Source organism: Methanosarcina sp. (genome assembly GCF_028693135.1).
GTDB lineage: Archaea > Halobacteriota > Methanosarcinia > Methanosarcinales > Methanosarcinaceae > Methanosarcina.
Genome location: NZ_JAQUVZ010000028.1, coordinates 23666 through 45330 on the forward strand (window position 1 = coordinate 23666; position 21665 = coordinate 45330).

Here is a 21665-nt window from a genome sequence, read left to right on the forward strand (position 1 = left end):
ATAAACGTTTCAGGAAAACAAGAAGAACATTAACCATTAAATTTCGATCGGATTCACATGCCCACAATAGGAATTGCAGATACCACGTTTGCGCGCTATAATATGGGGCGTGCAGCAATCGACGAGATACAAAAAAACGTATCCGTGCAGATTAAAAGGGTAACCGTGCCCGGGATAAAGGACCTTCCGGTAGCAGCCAAAAAGCTTATCGAAGAAGAAGGCTGCGATATCGTAATGGCCCTTGGAATGCCTGGTGCTCAGCAAAAAGATAAAATGTGCGCTCATGAAGCTTCTCAGGGCCTTATCACAGCTCAGCTCATGACCAATACACATATAATCGAGGTCTTTGTCCATGAGGATGAAGGAAAAGATGAGAAAGAACTTGCTTTTCTCATGAACAAGCGGACCCGAGAACACGCTTTAAACGTGATAAAACTGCTCTTCAAGCCGGAAAAACTGGTCAAGGAAGCCGGTACCGGTCAGAGGCAGGGTTTTGAGGACGCAGGTCCTTTGAGAATGTAAAGTGATTTTAAGTTAAAAACAAGACTGGAGACCTTAATAGATGACTATCAGCCTAGGATTTGTTGTAGCTGAATTTAACAGGGATCTGACCTACCAGATGGAGCTGCTTGGAAGAGAGCATGCGGAATTCCTGGGGGCAACAGTTAAAGAGACCATTCTCGTGCCCGGAGTCTTTGACATGCCTCTTGCAATCAAGAAGCTCTGCCAGAGGGAGGACATTGACGCAGTGGTAACCATTGGGTCAGTAATCGAAGGTGAGACTGACCACGATCAGGTGGTTATGCAGCATGCTGCAAGGAAGATCATGGATCTTTCCCTTGAGTTCAACAAGCCAGTAACTCTCGGAATCCCGGGTCCGGGTATGACCAGGATGGCTGCTCATGAACGTGTCGACTATGCTAAAAGGGCAGTAGAAGCTGCAGTAAAACTGGTGAGACGGCTGTGAAGTTCTGTGATGCTTCAATAAGCTATAGAAAAATGTAACAAAGCAGGACATTCCTATGACATCCGCAAGGCTCAAGCGTGTAGAAGAATCCGCAACGATCCGGATCTCCAACATTGCAACCAGAATGATTAAAGAGGGTACAGACGTTATCAATTTTAGCCTTGGCGAACCTGATTTCGATACCCCTAAAAACATCTGCGATGCTGCATCAAAGGCGATGTACGGGGGAAAAACCCACTACGCCCCTTCTGGAGGCGTTCCAGAGCTAAGAGCAGCCATTGCCGAGAAACTGAGGACTGAAAATCATCTGGAGGTAACCGAAAAAGATGTGCTGGTTACCCCGGGTGCAAAGCAGGGAATTTTCGAAATAATGATGGGGGCCCTTGACGACGGAGATCAGGCCCTCCTCTTTGACCCGGCCTGGGTAACTTATGACGCCTGCATTCGTTTTGCAGGGGCAGATACGGTCTGGGTACCTACAGTCCCTGAAAAAGGTTTCCTGCCGGACAATTTCGCCGATTACATAAACGACAAAACAAAGCTCATTGTTGTAAACAGCCCTGGCAATCCGACAGGCGGAGTATTCGGGAAAAAGACCCTGAAGTGCATTGCTGATATTGCAATTGACCACGACCTTCTGGTAGTTTCAGATGAGATCTATGAGAAAATCATCTACGACCGGGAACATATTAGTATTGGCAGCTTTGACGGAATGCAGGAGAGAACCATCACTGTAAATGGTTTTTCCAAGGCATATGCAATGACTGGCTGGAGGCTCGGATACCTTACCGCTCCCCCTGATATCTTTAAGCTTCTACAGAAGATCCAGTCCCACTCTGTAAGCAGCGCCACTACATTTGTTCAGTACGGTGGGCTTGAAGCTCTTCAGGGGCCTCAGGACGGAGTCAAGGCAATGGTTGACCGCTTTAAGATGCGCAGGGATATCCTCATCGACGGGCTGAATAAAATAGGGCTTGAGTGCAAGAAGCCAGACGGGGCCTTCTATGCCTTTGCCAATGTGAGCGAGTATGGAAACGGGACCAGGGTTGCTGAAAGGCTCCTGAAGGAAGCTCACGTGGCAGTTACCCCGGGAGTCGCTTTCGGGTCTTCCGGAGAGGACTTTATCAGGATTTCCTATGCAACATCCATTGATAGAATCCGGGAAGCTCTTGATAGGCTTGAAAAGGTATTTGCATAAAACACTATTCCGAAGCGATCTTATTAAAAAGAGGTCAAAAAAGTATTTTCTTAATATAAATACGGTAGAGGTAATTTACCCATACCGTTTAATGACCTCTTTTATGATTGCGCCGGTACTGCAGAGGGGGCACTCCTTTGAAAATGGAACCCTAACTACTTTTGCAGGGAGCCCTCTTTTAGTAAGTTCTTTTTCCAGAGTCTCAATTTCAAAATACTGATCGTAACCCAGGGCAATGATGTCCGGTTTTATTACTTTAAGGGGTTCGAACATGTCTGTTTCACTGCCAAGAAGGGCTGTGTCTACCGTTCCAAGTGCATTTACCATTTCAAGCCGCTGCTCCTCGGGAACTATTGGTTTTGGTTTATGAGTCACATTGGAATCCCTGGCAATAATGACAAAAAGCTCATCTCCAAGAGCTCGTGCCTGGGCCAGGAAATAAACATGTCCCGGATGCAAAATATCAAAAGTTCCGGTAGCAAGTACACGCGTCAATAAATCACCTGATCTCGGGTAATATCCTGCAAGCATAAGAAACTTACTGAAAAGAACCCCACTCCCTGACTTCTCAAAATTCCATGTGGCAGGACAGTATTCAACCTGTGTATTCTGTTAACGATTATTGCCAACTTAAGACATAACCTTTGTGGAAACATGCTCTAAATTATCGCAAGTAATATATACGGTTCATAAATATGACTATAGGTCATTGATATGAAGCTCTGACAGCGGAAGTCTTAAAATAAATTATGCAAAGCCAGAAATTTTCCCCTCTTCCGGAAGTGGCTGTTACCCTCGGGATTATCACAAGTAATATATAATTCGGGCAAAAATTACCATCTAGATAAATTTATACTAAGAGGAAACCCGCATGGTTAAAAAATCGATTCATGAGATAAATAAAAAAATTGAAGATGGAAGCGTCAATGTAGTCACAGCCGAGGAAATGGTCGGGATTGTTGAAAACCTTGGCGTGGAAGGTGCTGCAAGAGAAGTGGATGTGGTCACTACAGGCACTTTCGGAGCCATGTGCTCTTCAGGTTTGATGCTTAATCTAGGTCATTCGGAACCTCCAATTAAGATTCAGAAAGTCTGGTTCAATAATGTTGAGGCATACAGCGGGCTTGCTGCTGTTGACGCTTACCTTGGAGCTGCCCAGACATCGGACACAAGAGGAATGCAGTATGGTGGAGCACATGTTATTGAAGACCTGCTGAGAGGAAAAGAAATCAATGTGCATGCAACCTCCTATGGGACAGACTGCTACCCCAGGAAAGTGCTTGATACGGCAATTACCCTTGAAGACTTAAACGAAGCTGTCCTCCTCAACCCCAGAAACGCCTACCAGAAATATGCGGCTGCAACAAACAGTTCAAAAAGGATTCTGAATACTTATATGGGAGAGCTTTTACCCAACTTCGGGAACGTAACCTATTCCGGAGCTGGAGTGTTGTCTCCTCTCTCAAATGATCCCAGCTATGAGACTATAGGGACAGGCACAAGGATTTTTATGGGTGGAGCCCAGGGCTATGTTATCGGAAACGGGACCCAGCACTCTCCCTCCAGCGGGTTTGGGACCCTCATGCTTAAAGGGAACCTGAAAGAGATGAACCCTGATTACTTAAGGGCTGCTTCTTTTACGGGCTACGGAACAACCCTTTACATGGGAATTGGAATTCCGATCCCTATTCTTAATGAAAAACTCGCAGCTGCAACTGCAGTGCGTGATGAGGACATTATGACCGATATCCTCGACTATGCTGTGGGCAGCAGGGATAAGCCTGTGATAAGGCAGGTAAACTATGCCGAGCTCAAGTCAGGCTCGGTGCAGATTGAAGGAAAGGATGTTCCGACCTCCTCCCTCTCAAGCTTCAAGAACGCAAGAAAGATTGCAAATGAACTTAAGGAATGGGTAAAGCACGGGAAATTCTTTGTCAGCATGCCTGTGGAAAAGCTTTGCTGTGAAGGCTCAGCAAAATCCATGAAACAGACTCAGGCAGTACCTCTTGTAAAAGACGTCATGTCCGATTTTATTGTAACAATCAAAAAGGACCAGACGGTTCAGGACGCTGCAAAGAAGATATGGGAGAACTCCTTCAACCACCTTGCTGTGATTTCTGATACAGGTGAACTGTTAGGAATCCTGACTGCCTGGGATATCTCAAAAGCCGTCGCCGAAAACATATTTGATTCCGTAGAAAGCGTCATGACGAAAAAAGTCCTTACCTGTGCTCCGAACGAACCTGTGGATCTTGCAGCTCGCAGGCTGGACCGCTACGGTGTTTCTGCAATGCCTGTAATCGATGCACAGAGACGAGTCCTCGGAATAATCACCAGTGACAACATAAGCAAACTTCTCGCAAGGAGGTACTGAGCATGAAGATAAAGATCAGCATCCCTACGGAAAGGATCCATGATCCCATTATCTCCGAGTCCATTATCGAAACAGGAATCCGGCTCAATATCATGGTCGCTAATATCGACTCGACTTACGGAGAACTGATCGCAGACGTGAAAGATTCCAGGTTCAACAGAATTAAAAGAGCTCTTGAGTCAAGAGGAGCAATAGTTGCAATTCTGGACCAGCCCATTCACAGGGACGAGGAAGAATGTGTTGACTGCGGAGCCTGTATCTCCGTCTGCCCGATGAATGTCTACACTTTTGATGAGACCTGGAGCCTCTGCGTGGACGAAAAGAAGTGCATCCAGTGCGGCATGTGTATCAAGATGTGCCCGCACGGGGCTTTAAAACTTGGAGAATGAAGGAAAACCGAATCGCGGATTTTTCTTCTTTTTTCCCTTCTCTTCTCTTCTCTTCTTTTCTCTTCTTTTCCTATCTTTTCCTTTTTTTACCTTACATTTCTCCCTTTCCCGGTACTTCGGTGGTTACTGATCAATTATTTGATCTATTTCGGCACCTGTATCTGGAAGCTTTCAGTTCTATCTCCCTGCACCACACCGGGTCTGAACCCGCACACCAGCAAGATAAAAAGCGCCCGACAAAACGACACCGCAATTAAGAGAAACAATACATTGGAGAAATATTCCAGGGCTGAGAGAATTTATCCTTAACATCGAAAACCGGTATTTAATTCACAGGTAAATATAAGCGCCTCCACCAGCCGGTCTGGCGGCCCTGGAAAAAAAGACCGAAAACAGAAGAAAAAAAGATTAAAAAACGACATATAAAAGAGTCTTTTTCAGATAGAACTTAATTCTGCTCCGTTTGGTATACTTACAGGTTTTTTGTTGCTTTCCTGTGCTAGTTTTGTTGATTTTTTTGTTGATCTTTTATTGGGCTCCCCGGTCATTTCTATCGGTTAGTTTTTTACAGTGGTCTCAGTAGTTTTCACTTTCAGGCTCTGATTTTCTCTTCTTTTTTTATCTGAAAGCCGCTCTCCTGCGTCGAGCGTGACAAAAACGCACGGTACAGCGAATAAGGTTGCACGGGTCAGAACAATCTAATTTCGTCCTCTTGATCACAGTTCAGTATTAACATTCATAATTTAGTCCCCTGAGCAAAGTTCACTGCTACAATCCATCAAGTAGTCCTCTTGAGCGCAGCGAAAAGGACCGCGTACTCCCGAGGCGCAATTCGGGCAGCGAAAAGGACCGCGGGCTCCCGAATCGTAATTCGGGCTGTAGAGCGTTCATAAGAGAGTATAGGTGTGGATACTGATTTCTACTATGAAACTCCCATTATTTATAGATTGAAACAAATAATTATAATGTATAGTAAGATGATTACAGGTTAAAGTCATATGCTGTCAGAAATGTATGCTGTCTGAGGTAACTTCTGTAAGACCTGCATTTTAAAAACATATCAGCAACTCCCGCAAAAACAGATCTTTTTCTCTGTATTTTTCATTATGAGAAATAAAACAGGCGGGGGAATCTTTACAAAGAAAACGAATTTGCATAGCGAATTTGCATAATGACTTTGGAATCCTTGAAAAAGGAGGAGCAAAAATATGAGAATCCTCGTACTTTATACAGGTGAACTCGGAAAAAAAGTAATCCAGAATTTGATAAATTCGTCAAATTTCTGCGTTTCGTGCGGTGAGCTCTGCAACCACTGCCGCCAGGCAAGGAAATCTTATGCAAACCTGATTGTGGGAATCCATGAGTTTCCGGACGACCTGCCTCCATTTATTGAAGAGCCCGCCCAGTTCCTGCCTCCAAAGCTGCCAGAATGTGATTTGATCCTTGCTATAGGGATCCACCCTGATCTCCTTGCAGCCATTCCCGAAGTCGTGAAGAACACAGGGGCAAAAGCCGTAATTGCACCCGCTGAAGACTATAAAAAGACTCCCGCCGGGGTCCTTGAGCAGCTCAGAAAAGAACTCGAGGCCACAGGTGTTGAATTCGAGGCTCCAAAACCCTTCTGTTCCCTCGAAAAGACCGGAAAGCCAATCATAGACGCTTTCGTGGACCTTGGCTTCGGAAGGCCGGTGCTCAGAGTCGAGATGAGCCCTGACGGAAAGATGTTCATAGGGGCAGGCGTAATCCGGGATGCTCCATGCGGCTCAACCTGGTTTGTCGCAAAAAAACTCGGATGGACAGATCTTTCGGAATACAAAGAAACCATTTCAGGAGCCCACCACTCCTACCCCTGTACCGGAAGCATGGACAAAGACCCCCAGATCGGGGATACCATCCTGCACAAAGCCGGATATATCATCAGGGAGGCTGTGGAAGACGCAATGGAATGTTCTAAAAAGGAAAAGGCCCGACTTTCGGCAGCCTCCGGGGATGAAGGCCAGGCAATAACTTCTGATAATTGAGTTCCTGAAAGAATAACTTCCAAAAAATGGAGGAAAATCTTCCAAAAAAGGAAGGAAAATCTTCCAAAAAAGGGCTTAAAAAAGGGCTCATTTTCAGGTCTGGGCCTGGAAATAAACCTCTTCATAGGGCTGAATTACCACAAACCCCTTTCCCTTAAAAGCCATCTGGACGGATTCCCCGCTGCTTCTTCCTACGAAGGTTTTGAGGGAAACATCGGTTTTAATCTCCGGTTCCAGGTCTCCTGACCAGGCAACAGTGGCGTTGGGGTCGGTGAAGACCGGATGTTCTGCGGTTACCCGCAGAGTCAGAGGGTCGTAGTGGGTGGTGATTGCAATCATCCCTGTCCCTTCCAGTTTTACGTTAAAAAGCCCTCCTGCCATCATGCCTGCAACTTTTTTCATCATCCTGATATCCCAGCTGATTGAGTCTTCGAATGCAAGGAGGTCGTTGCCGTTTACGAAGATGGATTCGTTTTCAAGTTTCAGGACCGAGACCTTCTTGCCTTCATCTGCAAGGTACAGTTTTCCCTGGCCTTCGGCTTTTGTCAGGATCACTCCTTCTCCTGTAAGGGATTTTTTCACGAGCTTTCCAAGTCCGTGTTCCAGGATTCCTTCCCGGATAAACTTTATGTCTCCGGTGTATGCGACCATTGAGCCCCTTTTTGTCCAGACCATTCCGTTGAGATTTACCTCAAGCAAGCGGTCGCGTTCAAGTTCAAAACCCCCCTGTCCAAGGTCTTTTTCTCCTGTGTTTTTGATGAAGTCTTCTATCGAATAACGGCCAGTTGTTTCGTTTTCCATTGTGTCCCATCTCCGGTTATTTTTTTGTAGTTAATCTGTTTCAAAGTTTAATTGTTTTCACTGGAATATAAATTAATACTCATATATCCCCTGTTGCCCCATAATTGTGTGAAGTTATGCATTTTCGGGAATTTTCTGTTACTTATATGAAGTATGCGTCACAATTAAAGAATATGAGATATCTTCAGTTATCTGTTTCAGTTTTAATTTCAGGAGGTAGACCATGAAACCAAAGATTGATTCCACAAGTTTTGGTTCTATAACTGTAGAAGGAGAGACTTTTGATTACGATATTCTCATCCGCCTCGACGGCAGGGTAGAAAATCGGGAAAAAATGCTTTCAAAAGAAAAATACGGGACTTCTCATAAAATCTCTCTTGAAGAAGCAGAGCAAATCTACGAGGAAGGGACTGAAAAAATCATCATCGGTACCGGACAGACCGGTTTTGTGCAACTTTCTGAGGAAGCGGAAGACTTTTTCACGGGAAAGAAATGCGGGATCGAGCTTTTCCCGACTCCCTGGGCAGTTGAACGCTGGAATGAAATTGAAGGCAGAGTTTCTGCAATGTTCCATATAACCTGCTAAGAAGCAAAGACAAACGATTGATAGACGATTGACAGATAATTATTAGAAATAGGGCAGAGCTGTCCAGGTTTTTGCTGTATCAGCCCTGCCTTTCGGTTAACTTGTATAACTGCATTTTTTCTGTTTTTTATTCAATTATCTGATTTTTTTCTGCATTTTATCCAATTATATTTACTCAAATTTTTTTATTCCAATTCTTTTGCTTACATTTCCTTTATCTTTGTTTCCTTTATATCCTTTACATGTATGTCCATCTGCGGGAAGGGAATTTCGATTCCTTCTCTTCTGTAAACCTCAAAGACCTCTGCAGTCAGATCATTCTTTACAGCCCAAAGATCCCCGGTTTTTGTCCAGGCCCTGAGCTGCAAATTTACGGACGAATTGGCAAGCTCGGTAGTGACTACTGCAGGTTCGGGTTCCGGGAGGACAAGAGGATGCCCTTTCATAAGTTCAATGGCTATCTTGATAGCTTTTTCAATATCTGAAGAATAGCTTATGCCCACATCCACGGAAGCCCTTCTTGTAGGCATGCGTGTCATATTGACAATGGAACTTCCCCATACAAGCTTATTCGGGATTGTTATAAGCTGGTTGTCAGGGGTCAGGAGTTCTGTTGACATAATCCCCACTGATCTCACTTTTCCCGTCTGTCCGTTTATGATTACTATCTCTCCCATGTCAATAGGTCTGATTGCCGCAACCCACACTCCAGCTGTTATGTTCGTAAGGGTATCCTGCATCCCCAGGCCCAGAACCAGGCCTATTACCGCAGAAAGTCCTACTACAAAACTATCCACATCAAAACTAAGGCTCTTCAAAAAGGCCAGGATAACTATCACATACAGGAGGATGCTCAGAAAATGTGCCAGAAACTGAGTTGTAAGGTCAGGTAGTTTTGTTTTCTGTATTCCTTTCCTGAAAATATAAACAAGAAATTTAACTGAAATAAACCCTGCAATCAGCACTATTATTGCAAAAATCAGCCTGGATACTGTTATATCAGTATACGGGATAACCTGTTTTATTATTCCATTGCTTTGTTCTATTACTCCACTGCTTATTCCATCGCCCATTTTTTATCTCCTTCGTTTTTATCTTCCGGTGCAGAAAAGATCAAAATGATTTTTTAGATCAAAATGGTTTTTTTAGGCCTACGTCTTGTTTATTTTTTGATGTTAGTCCGGGCCCATATCAGTTAGATTTGTCCTCAGCATAAAATATGTTTAATTGATTTTATAAGTATCCTATCGAAGATAACTTTTTTCTCCTGCTTTTTTCCTCAGGAACAGGATTACGTAGAACAAACTTTAACATCTACAGGGACTAAAGAAATACACTTCAAATAAACGCATCAAATAATTAACTTTACCAAATTATTTATCTTATTAAATTACTAAGTATTTTACGTATTAAACCCAAAAGAGTTATTAACATTATATAATTATCAATTTATAAAATTATTAATTTATAGATTTATTGGCTCCATTTATTTATTAAATTCATCAAATTAAGGAAGGCCTAAATTGAAATGGATCAAAAAGCTCTTCGGAAAACAAGAAAGCTCTCAAGAAAAAACTATTTCCAGTGAAGTCAGTTTTGATGAACTGCCCGCATTGCTGGATAAGAGTTCTCAAAAAATATCTTCAGAAATAGAAAAGGACGTTTCAGACCTTTTCAGAAAGCTTGAAGTTGCGAGTTCTGAGCTTAAAGAAAGCAATGCCAGGCTTCTGGAAGCAAAAGTCGAGGGAGATTTTGACATAAGGGCTGTAAAAAGAGCGAAGAGCAACCGGGAAAATGTAACAAAACAGGTCGGAGTATTCATAGACAGATTAGGAGTCCTGGAGAATACGGATTTCAGGACTCTTAAAGGGTTTCATGAAGCAGCTGTGCAGAACCTGGACACCTGCCTTGAACATATGAACCAGAGTTTCCGATACACCAGGGCTGTCTTTCCTCAGGAGTCAAAAGATGTTACTGAAAGCCTTGGCAGGTTGGGTGAGGTCCTTAATGAGCTCAGGGGGACGATTCGGGGGCATAAACAGGAAATGGAAGCTATTGAAGCAGCTTCTACAGGTATGAAAAAAATTCAGGACTTATCTGCCTCAATAGAGGCTGAAAACCGGGAACTCGAATCTAAAAAACGGAAAACTCAGGCTTTAAGAGATGAAATTGCCAGCACCGTCCAGGCTCTTGAAGAGTTCAAACAGGGAGAAGCCTGGCAAAATATACAGAGCCTTCAGGGAGAATTAGATCTGGCCAGAGACAGGCTCAAAAAAGCCGAAACAGGCCTGAATTCCCTTTTTCTTCCTTTTTCAGGCAACCTCTCAAAGATAAAGAAACTCCATGAAAGCAGCAGGTATACCTTAAAGCCAGAGGTAAAGCAGCAGCTTGACATCTGCCTTGAAGCCCCTGTAAACCTTGATACTTCTTTTTTCCCGGAGCTTCAAAAGATTTTTGAAGACCCTTCCCTTGATATACAAACCCAGAAAAAAGAGAAAACCCTGGCCCAGGTCAGGTCTGCATTTTCGGGCTTTGAAGATAAGAAAAAAGAGTATGTTGCAGCTCAAAAGGTGTTTCAAGCAAAAAAAGTCGAACTTGCAGGCTTAGATAATGGAAAACTTGCCGGACTTGAAACTCAGGAGGCAAAACTGATGGCAAGAGCCCGCCTGCTTGAAGAAGAAATTGAAAGTTCTGAAAAGAAATTGGTTGTTTTAAGGGAAGAACTTAAAACTAAAGAAGAAAAGCTTCAGTCCAGTGTAAGCGTAATTGACAGCAGCGTAAAAGTCCAATTCCTGTCCTGAACTTGAGAGTTTATATAATATTATTGGAAGAGAGGGGAATAAAATCCTCTCTAACAGCTCATGGGTTTGTGTGATGAACTCGAATTTAAACAAAGGAAGTTTCGGGGAAATATCGGGAAACTTATGGAAACGGTTGTCAGGAGTTTGTTAGAAAGGGCCGCCGCCGAAATATAAAAATAAAGTTATGAAACTCTTTCCCGAAAAACCATATTCACTATCTTGAACCTGTCTTTTCACCGAGCGAAGCTCGGGCCAGTCCGAAAAAGCACAAAAACAAAATAAAAGGCTTTTTAGATACAGAATTCAGTAATTTTTCCCTTTTTTGAAATCGGGTTCAGAAGCTCCTTTTTTTCTGTTCTTATATTACGGGAAAGCCGCACTTCGTGCGTGACAAGCTCCGTTAAAGACGCTAATGATGTTGCTCCGGTTTAGTAAATCTCACTTCTTCGTTTCCACAGGCCTTTTTGGTTTAATTTAAAAAAAGTAAAAATGAAAAATAATTAGCAAACTTATAGTCAACAAAGAAAATATTTGCACATATGAACAAGAGCAATAACCGTAAATAACACTCTAAAAGTTCAATTAATTGTTGAGTTGACTATATCTACAGCTCATTCTATTTTCGTGTTCGTCTGTATTACATCTCATCGGGTGATATAAGGACCAGGTATTTCTTGTATACTTGCAACTATTATCATTGATATATCCCTGTCTTCGCTCATTTCTTGAAGAATTTTCCCATTAACCTCAACAAATTTACGGCAGAAAAATTCAAGATAGTAATCCGGTTCCCAAAGATTCCGGTCAGCATACTTCAGTAGAAATTCCTTATTCAACGTCTGAAGATAATAATCAGGACCTTCACTTTTGCTTCCGACCCTTCCCTGTTTTACGTAAACAAATCCCTTAAAAGTTTCCATAAGATGTCTCCTCCTTCTGACTGCAGCTCAAGCTTGAAAAAAGTGAATTTATTCAAAAGACAAAAACTGCAACAGTTAATAGTATGTTTTGAATATAACTATTTTTTGGATGCAAATTTAATATTTATTAATATTATATTAATACCCACATTTCGAACCCTAACACTCAGGTACCAATGTACTGCACAAAAAGGTTATTTATCTGGCATGGAGTCAATAAAAAGACCTGAAATCGAGCATTATTTGCCCATATTGGCAGGGGTTCGAAATGTGCATTAAGACTCATTTTTTTCTTTTCTTATATTATGAGAAAGTCGCACTGCGTGCGTGGCAAGCTCCGTTAAATAATCCAATGATGTACTCTGGCTTTCTGAGAGATTAACAGGATTCTTTTTCCTTTTCATTCAGAATTTTAATAATCAGAGACTTCAAAAAAGGAGCATCTTCTACTACCGTATCCCAGACAACCTCAAGATCAACACCAAAATATCCATGCACTACTTTATCCCGGAATCCAGCCATATCTTTCCAGGGGACATCAGGGTGAGTTGACCTCAAAGAATCGGGTAAATTTTTCGTTGCTTCTCCTATGATCTCGAGAGCACGTACTACAGCATATATTGTTTTTGTGTCCTTGGAAAACTCTTCAAAATTAAACCCTTCAATAAAATCTTCTATTTTTTCAATCGAGTCGAGTATGTCCATTAAATAGTCTACAGAATTCCTTTCCTCGACTCTCATAGAGCTTCTACCTCATTCAGAATTCTCTTTCCTATATTGGGTTTAAGCGCACTCTTCATTACCAGGTCAACCTTTACTTCTAAAAGGTCGCTTAGATAGTTTTCCAGTTCAATGTATTTCAGAAGCCCAGGCTTCTTATTAAATTGTACCAGAACATCCAGGTCACTATCTTTGGTCTGCTCCCCGCGAATATAAGACCCAAAAATCCCAAGATAGCTTACACTATATTTTTCTCTTAACTCTGGTAGATGTTGCCTTAATATTTTAATAAAATATTCTGCATCTTTTAGCTCTTGAGAAGGCATTGTTTCTGGAGTCCTCCATGAATTTCCGCATAATGTGGTTTAAATAGTGAATTTATCGCTAAAGGGAATATGCGTAGTATCTATTTGTCCCTTTCTCCATTTGCCTTTTTAACAAATGAATCTACAGAAAGACACCGTTGAACAGTAAATCAGTTCATGGGTTTGTGTGGTTGACTAAGAAAAACTTAGAAAGGCGCGGGAAGATAGCGAGAAACTTATGGAAACGGTTGTCAGGAGTTTGTTAAAAGGGGCCGCCGTCATAATATAAAAATAGAGTTATGAAACTCTTTCCCGAAAAACCATATTCACTGTCTCGAACCTGTCTTATCACCGAGCGAACGCTCGGACCGGTCCGAAAAAGCACAAAAACAAAAGCAAAAAGAAAGATTTTTCACACACAGAATTCAGTGAGTTTTCGATCTCATAAAACTGTCATGATAGCACTTTAAAAATCCTTTTTTTTCTTTTCTTATATTACGGGAAGGCCGCACTTCGTGCGTGACAAGCTCCGTTAAAGACGCTAATGACGTTGCTCTGGCTCCTATCTCATAACCAAAATTTGTCAAAATAAGTGAGATTTATATATTTTACTAAAATATACTTTTTATCAATAGTATATCTTATTAAAATACAATTTTCCAATAAATTATATTATAGTAAAATACATAAGTGCAGAGTACCTAAATTAAATCTGAAAGGCAGGATAATACACATAAAGCCGATAATAACATGGCTTCTGGAATAATACCATCGATGCCCTGAAAATCAAAACTTTAAAAATCCCAGGCAACATTTCCTGCATCAGGATGCAGCTTTATTTCGAAACTCATCAGACTTCATCCAGTCTTACAAATTTCTCTTTTTCTTCAAGTTTTTTATACTGGTGCTCCATGAATGTCTCGTAATCAACTTCATTCATAAGGCGTTTGAGGATGTCGTTGTAAGTTTCCCCTTTCAAACCATACTGTTTCAATCTGTCTCTTACGTCTTTTGTAACTGGAATTGTGGTAGCTTCACTCATAATGTTCTTTTTAACCATTAGAATTATAAGAATTCATAAGTTACTATTAATTACTTTTAAATAGCGGTCCTGAAAACTCTAATCAAAACTTAGAAAGGCGCGGGGAAATTGCGAGAAACTTATGGAAACGGTTGTGAAGGGTTTGTTAGAAGGGGCCGCTGCCGAAATATAAAAATGAAATTATGAGTCATCGCCAAATCAGTTAATCTTATGAATTTATAACTTATCAGCTCATTAATTTTAATTTGGGAACTAAATTTCGTGGGGGCCGAGAGTTTTTTCAGAGAGTTCTCTGTTTCCTGTGTTTTTTGTGCACCTATTGGGAGATTTTCGGGATTTAAGAAATTGATGCGCTGGTTATTATGAGCAAAGTATTGTTGCGTTTGTTTGTTAGTGTCTTTCTGGTCTCGGTTTTTCTGTCAGGGACTATAAGTTCCTGCTTTTCAGACTTGAAGATGGCTTCTGCAGTTGAATTCATCCCGGCTGAAAACATTAGTGAAAACAGCAGCATTCCCACAGATGAGGGACAGCAGGCTGTTTATTCTGGAGAGACTTTAAGCCCTGCACAGAAGAAGCTCTCAAGCGACCTGCTGAAGTTGAGTGATGAGCGTTATCTGTCAGGAGAAGAGTCGCCTGAAACTCTGCGAGCTCGTATGGTTAAGCTGGGACAGTTGAGTCAGGAAGATCCTGTTTTGATAAGAGCGGTTCTTTCAGGAGAAAACCCGGAGAATACTGCAGGTTCAGGGGAAAATGCCAGCGAATCTTCTTCTTCTTATCCGGATGAAAAAGTCTATGTGTACGTTTACCTGGAGCCTTTTGCAAATAGCAGTATACTTGACGGGTATTGCGAGGTTGGGGACAGGGATGAAGAAAATCATGTTGCAGTAGCGTGGGTTTCGCTTGAATCCCTTGAGACGGTGGCTTCTCTTCCCGAGGTAAGGAACATTCAAACTGTTCTGCCTCCTTTTGTCAGGCAGGGAAATACGGTTTCGGAAGGAGACTCAATTCTTAACTCTTCCCGCCTCAGGGAACTTTACGGGGTAAATGGGACCGGAATAAAAATCGGAATCATCTCTGATGGCGTGGACAACCTTGAGGATATCCAGGCTACGGGTGATCTTCCTTCCGATGTGCATGTCCTGATCAATAAGAGAGGAGGAAACGAAGGCACGAATATGCTTGAAATCGTCCATGATATCGCACCCGGGGCAGAACTATATTTCCACGAATTCGGGAACAACAGGCTCGAATTCAACGGGGCGGTCGATGCCCTTGTTAACGCAGGGTGTACTGTAATCTGTGACGATGTAGGCTGGCTTGCTGAACCCTTCTTTGAAGACGGGATAGTGGCAGACCATGTAAAAGAAGTAATAGAAAGCAAGGACATTCTCTATGTGAGCGCAGCAGGTAATGACGCGGACCACCATTACCAGGGTTCTTTCTATGACAATGGAAGCAGCTGGCATGATTTCAGCAGCGGAAAGGGAGACGTAGAGAACCTGCAGCTCGAGATCCCACCCTCGGGAGAGGTATGGGTTGTTCTCCAGTGGGCCGACATGTGGGAACATTCGGGAAATAACTATGACCTTTACCTTAAAAACAGGAATACTTTAGAGACCATCGCATCCAGTGAAGTTTATCAGGATGGAGACAATCTCCCCCTCGAATATATAATGTATACCAATAGTGGAAATAACACCCTTAACGCTTCTATCGATGTCCGAAAAACTTCCGGGGAAGCCAGAGAACTCGAACTCTACATTTACTGCTGGACCGGGGCAACACTCAGAGATGTAAACCTCGTTTCCAGAGACTCGATTTTCGGGCACCCGGCACTGCCTGAAGTAATAACTGTAGGGGCAGTAGGGACCGGAAAATCAGGAGATCATTATATAGAGTCTTTCTCTTCCGCTGGTCCGGTTACTCTCTACTATCCCTCTCCGGAGATTCGCCCTAAAACAGATATCTCAGGAATTGACGGTGTAAGTATCACAGGTGCAGGTGGGATCTCTAAGCGGTTTTACGGTACAAGCGCCTCTTCTCCTCATGTTGCAGCCATTGCAGGGCTGGTCTGGAGTGCTTCTCCTGAAAAATCAGCTATGGATATAAAACGGCTGCTTTACACCTCGTCAACAGACCTCGGGGAGCCAGGATATGATACTGTTTTCGGATACGGGCTTGTAGATGCCCTCAGGATGTATGAACAGGCAGCAGCCGACCCCTCTACTTATACTGTGAAAACAGACGGAAGTGGAAATTTTTCCTCAATTTCGGATGCTGTAAACAGCAGCAGGCCTGGTGATTCCATTCTTGTGTATCCGGGAACGTACAGGGAAAATGTGGGTATACCCTGGGCTCTTAATATAAGTTCTGCTTCCGGAAAGCCTGATGATACTGTTCTCGAAGCTGAATACACAGATAAGCCTGCCTTTCATGTGACTGCAAATTCTGCAAAGATAAGCGGATTTGGGATAAGCGGCTCTGGGGAAACAGGCGGGGTTGGAGGAGCTGGAGGAGCTGGAGGAGCTGGAGGAGCTGGAGGAGCTGGCATATATCTCGAAAGTGCAGCCGTCTGCACACTTATGAACAATAAGATATCAGGCTGCAGTCCGGGAGTCCTGCTGGAAGATTCCTTTAACAACACCCTTACAGGAAACAACATCTCAAACAACGCGGAAGGGCTCAGATTAACAAACTCTTTCCTGAACGCGATCCTTGAAAACGAATTTGACAACAGTATCAATATCAATGAAGCTTCTTCAGGAGAAGCAGGGCTCTCAAACACCTGGAACACGGCTTCAGAGATACGCTATCTGTATAATGGTGGGGTTTACGAGAGCCGATTTGGAAACTTTTACTCCGATTATGGAGGCCAGGATGCAGACGGCAGCGGGATAGGGGACACCCCCTATGGCAGTGACCCCTCACCCCTTATTGCCAGATTTGCAGCCTACTCCAGAGGTTTTGAGGTAGGGAGTACAGTTCCTGCCCAGGATACAGTCTCAATTAACGGGGATACCCTGGAATTCGGGATTCGGTCTACAAGATACTGCACTTTCAGCTGGTTGCTAAACGGAGTCCTGCTGCAGGCAAACGAATCTGCTTCTTCTGCGGTCCTTTTAATCAATACTGGTGAACTTACAGGCAGCATTACAAAGAACAACACTTCTACCCCTCTCCCGGCTGAATACAACCTGACAGTTATTGCGGTAAATGGCTCTTCAACCCTGCAGCACAGCTGGAACCTGACCCCCTCTCCTGTAGAAGAAGAGACTGAAACGTCTGAGGAAACGAATGAAAATAATGCAATCAGGAGCAGTAGTTCAGGAGATGGGGGAAGTGGAATGAGTTCAGGAGATTGGGGAAGTGGAATGAGTTCAGGAGACGGGGGAAGTGGAATGAGTTCAGGAGATGAGGGAAGTGGAATGAGTTCAGGAGATGAGGGAAGTGGAAAGAGTTCCGGATCTGGAGGAAGTGGAGGAGGTGGTGCAGGTGGCTCTCCTGAGCCCGCACGTAATGTAGAAAGTAAGGAACTGGCGCAGAATTTCGTCACCAGTGGAAGCCATATCCGGTTTGATTTTGCCAGAAACGCAACCCCCGTAACAGCCGTGGAATTTGATGCCAGGAAAAGCGCCGGAAAAGTTACAGTCACCGTGGAGATGCTAAAAAATCAGTCGGTTCTGGTTTCGGGCCTGCCGGAAGGCGAAGTTTACAGACACTTCAATATCTGGGCTGGCAACAGTGGTTTTGCCTCCCCGGAAATTATTGAGAACCCAAAAGTCAGTTTCAGGGTAGAAAAAGACTGGCTCTCCGAAAATGGAATTGATCCGGCTTCAATTTCTCTTTACAGGTACTCTACTTCCAACTGGGCAAAACTTTCTTCCGGGATTACCGGAGAAGATGAGGCATTCTTCTATTTTGAATCCGAAACTCCGGGTTTTGCAGCTTTTGCAGTTGCTGGCCAGAAGCAGAATGAGTCTTTACAGTTTCCATCTCATACAGCCGTGCAGAACAACTCGCCTGAAATAGGCCCGGACGGAGCTCCGGAACTCTGGGTCACACGTGAAAACACAGACAACTCCACTGAAGAAGGCAGCGAAGGAAACAGGAATATACCAGCCCCAGGTTTTGTGATATGTATCATCCTTTTGCTCGCAGGCGCACTGTGGATTAAAAAGAAGTGAAGTGCAGATAGAAAAGCGGGTTAAATTACGATTCCTTTGACCCGAAGAACCATATTCACTATACAGAACCTTTCTTGTCACGGCAGAGTTGCGGCTCTGCAGTTCGCTGTCCTTTTCGCTACGCTCAAGAGGACCAATTTAGAAGGTATAGTGGTGAGCTTCACAAGGTTAAGCGAACTAAATTACGATTTCTTTGACCCGAAGAACCATATTCACTATACAGAACCTTTCTTGTCACGCTCGACGCAGGAGAGCGGCCGCCTCAAAAAATTGAAAAAACAAAACTAAGAATTGAAAAAGTAAACCTACAAAGTCAAAAATCTAAATTCTCTGTCAGGATGCGAATAGAATTAAAACTCTCCGAAAAACACTTCTTTAGTCTCAGCATTTTCTTCTTTAGTCTCAGTTTTCTTCTTTAGTCTCAATTTTCTTCTTCCGTCTCAATTTTTCTTTCTTTTTTTACAGAGCCGCCAGACAAGCTGGCGGAGGCGCTTATATTTTGTGTGTATTTAAATAAGGCTCATAAATAAGGTTCATGGGGTCAAAGAAAATATTTCTCAGGTTGGAGAGACATTAACCGATGAATTAAGAGATTCCTTTAACGCAAGATTTGGAAACTCTTTTAAAGGAATATCAATTTACCTGATAATATATTTTTGAGAAAAGAGGATTACCAATGACAGAAACGCTTTACTTCCTTGACTGTTACCTGAGAGAATTTGAAGCAACCGTTGAAAAAGTGACGGATGATAAATATGTTGTCCTTGACCGCACAGCTTTCTACCCCGAAAGCGGAGGACAACCCAATGATACCGGAAAGCTTATTCGCGACAGAGATGGGGCTGAGTTTGAGGTTGTCTATGTTGGCAAGTTCAATGGAGACATAAGCCATGAAATAACTCCGGCAGGAGAAAATGCAGCTTCAGGCCTGAAAGCCGGAGACAGAGTAAAAGGGGTCATTGACTGGGACCGACGCTACAGGCACATGCGCATGCATACGGCAACCCACGTGATCGCAAACGTGATCGAAAAAGAAGCCGGAGCCCAGATCACCGGAAACCAGCTTGGGCTTGACCAGAGCCGGGTGGACTTCAGCCTCGAAGCCTTCGACCGGGACAAATTCGCAGAATACGAAAAAATTGCCAACGAAGTGATCGCCCAGAACCATCCAGTCAATTTCTATCTGGTCAGCCGCGAAGAAGCCGAAGAAAAACTCTCAAGGCTTACCACCCTTGCCAAAGGTTTCTCCGAAGAGATCAAAGAAGTCCGCCTGGTAGAGATCGAAGGCATAACAATCGAAGCCTGCGGGGGGTCGCACCTGAAAAACACAGGAGAGATAAAGGGGATAAAGATCGAGAAGCTTCAGAACAAAGGAAAAAGCAACAGGAGAATGTATTTTACTCTTCTGGACTGAACTCAAAGCTATTCCTGCAGCTTAAGCTTAAAACTCTTCTTTTTTTCTTTTCGCATTTCCGGTAAATCAGGTTTCACTTTCCTGAAGTATGGTCCGAAACCTAAAAACAATAAGAGATGAAGTTCCATCTATTACGAGGTTCTTCATCTACTACGAGGTTCAATCTTTATCAGGGTTTTTTCTTTTGAATGAATCTTTATAAGGAATTTCGGAGAGAGGTTTGAATGAGTCCTTCTGTGGACATAACGCCTGTACATCTGAAAATGACTTCTGCATTCATTATCAGAGACGAAGGGACTATCCTGATCTTTCCTTCCATCCCCTCCGAAAAACCGTCCCTTCCTTTCTGGGCAGATGACCCCGAAGAGGCCCTACGGAGCATCAAAAAACTGATTGATAATGCACCCGGGAAGATTTATATTGCTCACGGAAGGGCATATAGTTCTGCGGAAGTAAAAGAGAGTTTTTCGAGCCTTTTTTGAAGGCTCCAAACCGTAAAAAACTCATATATAGAATAAAACTGCAAGGAAAGCTGCATAAAATGCCATCAACGCTATTCCTTCCCATTTTTTGATTTCCCAGCCTGTGCTGATGAAGACAAGAAGGATCAGGCTTATGATTATCATAACAGGGGTCGTAAAGAAGAGGCTTATTTCTGCAACGGCTATGGGGTACAGAAGCCCGGAAAGCCCGAGGATCATAAATATGTTTGTGATGTTTGAGCCTATTATATTGCCAAGGGCTATGCTTCCGTAACCCTTCCTTGCTGCAGAAACAGTTACCACAAGTTCCGGGAGGGAAGTCCCTACAGCGACCAGAGTCGTGCCTATAATGGTGTCCGGAACCCCAAAGAGTTCTGCAAAGAAGATTGACTCGTCCACAAAATACTTTGCCCCTATTACAATTGCTGCACAGCTTAACACGAGGGTAAGGATATCTTTTCCAAAGCCTCCCTCCAGCCGGCCATTTTCATTTCCTGAGCCTGATTTTCTGTTACGGTTTCCGTTAATCTTTTGCACTGCACTGTTTATGTACTTGAATTTGAAAAAATATGTGATGAACTCCTTGAAATGGAGTTTTCCTTCATATTTTTCTGCTTCCTCAAACAGGAAAAAGACATAAGCGATATACAGCAGTATAAAGATACCTGACTCAATCATTGACAGTTCCCCGTTGAGCGCAAAAACAAAGAAGAGTACTGCTGCAAAGAGCATGATATAGCCGTCTCTTTTGAGCATCTCAACTTCGGTTTTCATAGGGGAAAGAAATGCAGCAACTCCGACAATCAGGCCTATGTTGACAATGTTTGAGCCTACAATGTTTCCTATTACTATCCCACTTGCCTGCTGGATAGAAGCTACTATAGAAGACGCAAGTTCCGGGATTGATGTACCTACTGCAACAAGGGTCAGCCCTATAACAAATTCCGAAACGCCAAGCTTTTTTGCAATCGTTGAGGCTGCCTTTACGAAGTAATCCGAACCCTTGACCAGAAAGACCAGGCCAAGTAAAAGAATGAGAAAATTCATTGTGATCATAAAATCACATCAAAGTTGTTTTTCTTCGGTTTGATCATTATCGGTTCAAGCTGTAATCTGAATAACTTTTATTAAAAGCTTTCAGTTAAAAAGGGATATTAAGAGGCAGTTATTCGGGCAGGCTTTCGAAAGTACACAAAAAGATTACACACAGATAGAGCACAGGTCCGAGAGGGGCTGGGAAGGAGTGTCGGTACTGCAAGGCAGCAAACCACAGGAAGCCAGTGTGAATAATCAGAATCCACGGGTAAATAATTAAGCAAAACGGGCTAATATAACCTAACTTTGACAGATTTCTATAACTAATACAGTGCAAAGTTACAAGAAACGCCTTTCTGAGATACAATCTAATTTGAAAAAATGAAAATTCATAACTAACATCGAAATCTGTATAAAATTTTAAAT

Annotated in this window: 19 protein-coding genes; 11 read left to right on the forward strand and 8 right to left on the reverse strand. The window is 43.0% G+C overall.

Annotated features, from left to right (window positions below):
* Positions 1-57 precede the first annotated feature (57 nt).
* From ribC to PHF18_RS12150, 3 genes are read left to right on the forward strand one after another with little or no spacing between them, the layout of a single operon-like run.
* Entirely contained in the window at positions 58-522 is a 465-nt protein-coding gene (ribC, locus tag PHF18_RS12140) for a riboflavin synthase (RefSeq protein WP_300103191.1), read from the forward strand.
* Between the two features lie 40 nt (positions 523-562).
* The gene (gene ribH, locus PHF18_RS12145) at positions 563-967 is read left to right on the forward strand and encodes a 6,7-dimethyl-8-ribityllumazine synthase (protein ID WP_011032198.1); all 405 of its coding nucleotides are present in this window, start codon (positions 563-565) and stop codon (positions 965-967) included.
* 55 nt (positions 968-1022) lie between these two features.
* Positions 1023-2165, forward strand: a complete 1143-nt coding sequence (locus PHF18_RS12150; protein WP_300103208.1) for a pyridoxal phosphate-dependent aminotransferase — start codon at positions 1023-1025, stop codon at positions 2163-2165.
* A gap of 75 nt (positions 2166-2240) precedes the next feature.
* Here PHF18_RS12150 and PHF18_RS12155 read toward each other — a convergent pair whose 3' ends face one another.
* On the reverse strand, positions 2241-2696 hold the full coding sequence (locus PHF18_RS12155) for an FAD synthase (protein WP_300103210.1): 456 nt from the start codon (positions 2694-2696) through the stop codon (positions 2241-2243).
* 340 nt (positions 2697-3036) lie between these two features.
* On the opposite strand from PHF18_RS12155, the gene PHF18_RS12160 reads away from it, so the two are divergent.
* The 3 genes from PHF18_RS12160 to PHF18_RS12170 all read left to right on the forward strand — a co-directional run bounded on the left by PHF18_RS12160 (position 3037) and on the right by PHF18_RS12170 (position 6949).
* Complete coding sequence (locus PHF18_RS12160; protein ID WP_300103212.1) at positions 3037-4539, forward strand: L-aspartate semialdehyde sulfurtransferase; 1503 nt, start codon at positions 3037-3039, stop codon at positions 4537-4539.
* A gap of 2 nt (positions 4540-4541) precedes the next feature.
* Positions 4542-4928 (forward strand): 4Fe-4S binding protein, encoded by a 387-nt coding sequence (locus tag PHF18_RS12165; RefSeq protein WP_300103214.1) that lies wholly within the window; start codon positions 4542-4544, stop codon positions 4926-4928.
* A 1208-nt stretch (positions 4929-6136) separates the two neighbouring features.
* The gene (locus tag PHF18_RS12170) at positions 6137-6949 is read left to right on the forward strand and encodes a DUF166 domain-containing protein (RefSeq protein ID WP_300103216.1); all 813 of its coding nucleotides are present in this window, start codon (positions 6137-6139) and stop codon (positions 6947-6949) included.
* 93 nt (positions 6950-7042) lie between these two features.
* On the opposite strand, the gene PHF18_RS12175 is transcribed toward PHF18_RS12170, so the two are convergent.
* Entirely contained in the window at positions 7043-7750 is a 708-nt protein-coding gene (locus PHF18_RS12175; RefSeq protein WP_300103218.1) for an AIM24 family protein, read from the reverse strand.
* Positions 7751-7973: 223 nt separating this feature from the next.
* Between PHF18_RS12175 and PHF18_RS12180 the strand changes: the two genes are divergently transcribed.
* On the forward strand, positions 7974-8336 hold the full coding sequence (locus tag PHF18_RS12180; protein WP_300103220.1) for an Mth938-like domain-containing protein: 363 nt from the start codon (positions 7974-7976) through the stop codon (positions 8334-8336).
* Positions 8337-8539: 203 nt separating this feature from the next.
* Here the strand turns inward: PHF18_RS12180 and PHF18_RS12185 are convergent, their stop codons facing one another.
* Positions 8540-9409, reverse strand: a complete 870-nt coding sequence (locus tag PHF18_RS12185) for a mechanosensitive ion channel family protein (protein ID WP_300103222.1) — start codon at positions 9407-9409, stop codon at positions 8540-8542.
* Positions 9410-9859: 450 nt separating this feature from the next.
* Between PHF18_RS12185 and PHF18_RS12190 the strand changes: the two genes are divergently transcribed.
* On the forward strand, positions 9860-11137 hold the full coding sequence (locus PHF18_RS12190) for a cell surface protein (RefSeq protein ID WP_300103224.1): 1278 nt from the start codon (positions 9860-9862) through the stop codon (positions 11135-11137).
* A 644-nt stretch (positions 11138-11781) separates the two neighbouring features.
* On the opposite strand, the gene PHF18_RS12195 is transcribed toward PHF18_RS12190, so the two are convergent.
* From PHF18_RS12195 to PHF18_RS12210, 4 genes are all read right to left on the reverse strand, one after another.
* Positions 11782-12057, reverse strand: a complete 276-nt coding sequence (locus PHF18_RS12195) for a hypothetical protein (protein WP_300103226.1) — start codon at positions 12055-12057, stop codon at positions 11782-11784.
* A gap of 378 nt (positions 12058-12435) precedes the next feature.
* Entirely contained in the window at positions 12436-12798 is a 363-nt protein-coding gene (locus PHF18_RS12200) for a DUF86 domain-containing protein (protein WP_300103228.1), read from the reverse strand.
* Positions 12795-13103 carry a nucleotidyltransferase family protein gene (locus PHF18_RS12205; protein ID WP_300103230.1) on the reverse strand — a complete coding sequence of 103 codons (309 nt, stop codon included), beginning with the start codon at positions 13101-13103 and terminating at the stop codon, positions 12795-12797. Before PHF18_RS12205 ends, PHF18_RS12200 begins: the two co-directional genes overlap by 4 nt.
* An 829-nt stretch (positions 13104-13932) precedes the next feature.
* Positions 13933-14142 (reverse strand): hypothetical protein, encoded by a 210-nt coding sequence (locus PHF18_RS12210; RefSeq protein WP_300103232.1) that lies wholly within the window; start codon positions 14140-14142, stop codon positions 13933-13935.
* 344 nt (positions 14143-14486) lie between these two features.
* Here PHF18_RS12210 and PHF18_RS12215 point away from each other — a divergent pair, with 344 nt between their 5' ends.
* The 3 genes from PHF18_RS12215 to PHF18_RS12225 all read left to right on the forward strand — a co-directional run bounded on the left by PHF18_RS12215 (position 14487) and on the right by PHF18_RS12225 (position 20204).
* Complete coding sequence (locus tag PHF18_RS12215; protein ID WP_300103234.1) at positions 14487-18308, forward strand: PGF-pre-PGF domain-containing protein; 3822 nt, start codon at positions 14487-14489, stop codon at positions 18306-18308.
* Positions 18309-18984: 676 nt separating this feature from the next.
* On the forward strand, positions 18985-19722 hold the full coding sequence (alaXM, locus tag PHF18_RS12220; protein WP_300103236.1) for an alanyl-tRNA editing protein AlaXM: 738 nt from the start codon (positions 18985-18987) through the stop codon (positions 19720-19722).
* Positions 19723-19946: 224 nt separating this feature from the next.
* Positions 19947-20204 (forward strand): hypothetical protein, encoded by a 258-nt coding sequence (locus PHF18_RS12225; RefSeq protein WP_300103238.1) that lies wholly within the window; start codon positions 19947-19949, stop codon positions 20202-20204.
* Positions 20205-20225: 21 nt separating this feature from the next.
* On the opposite strand, the gene PHF18_RS12230 is transcribed toward PHF18_RS12225, so the two are convergent.
* Positions 20226-21260: a calcium/sodium antiporter gene (locus tag PHF18_RS12230; protein WP_300103240.1), complete on the reverse strand. Its 1035-nt coding sequence runs from the start codon at positions 21258-21260 to the stop codon at positions 20226-20228.
* Between the last annotated feature and the right edge of the window lie 405 nt (positions 21261-21665).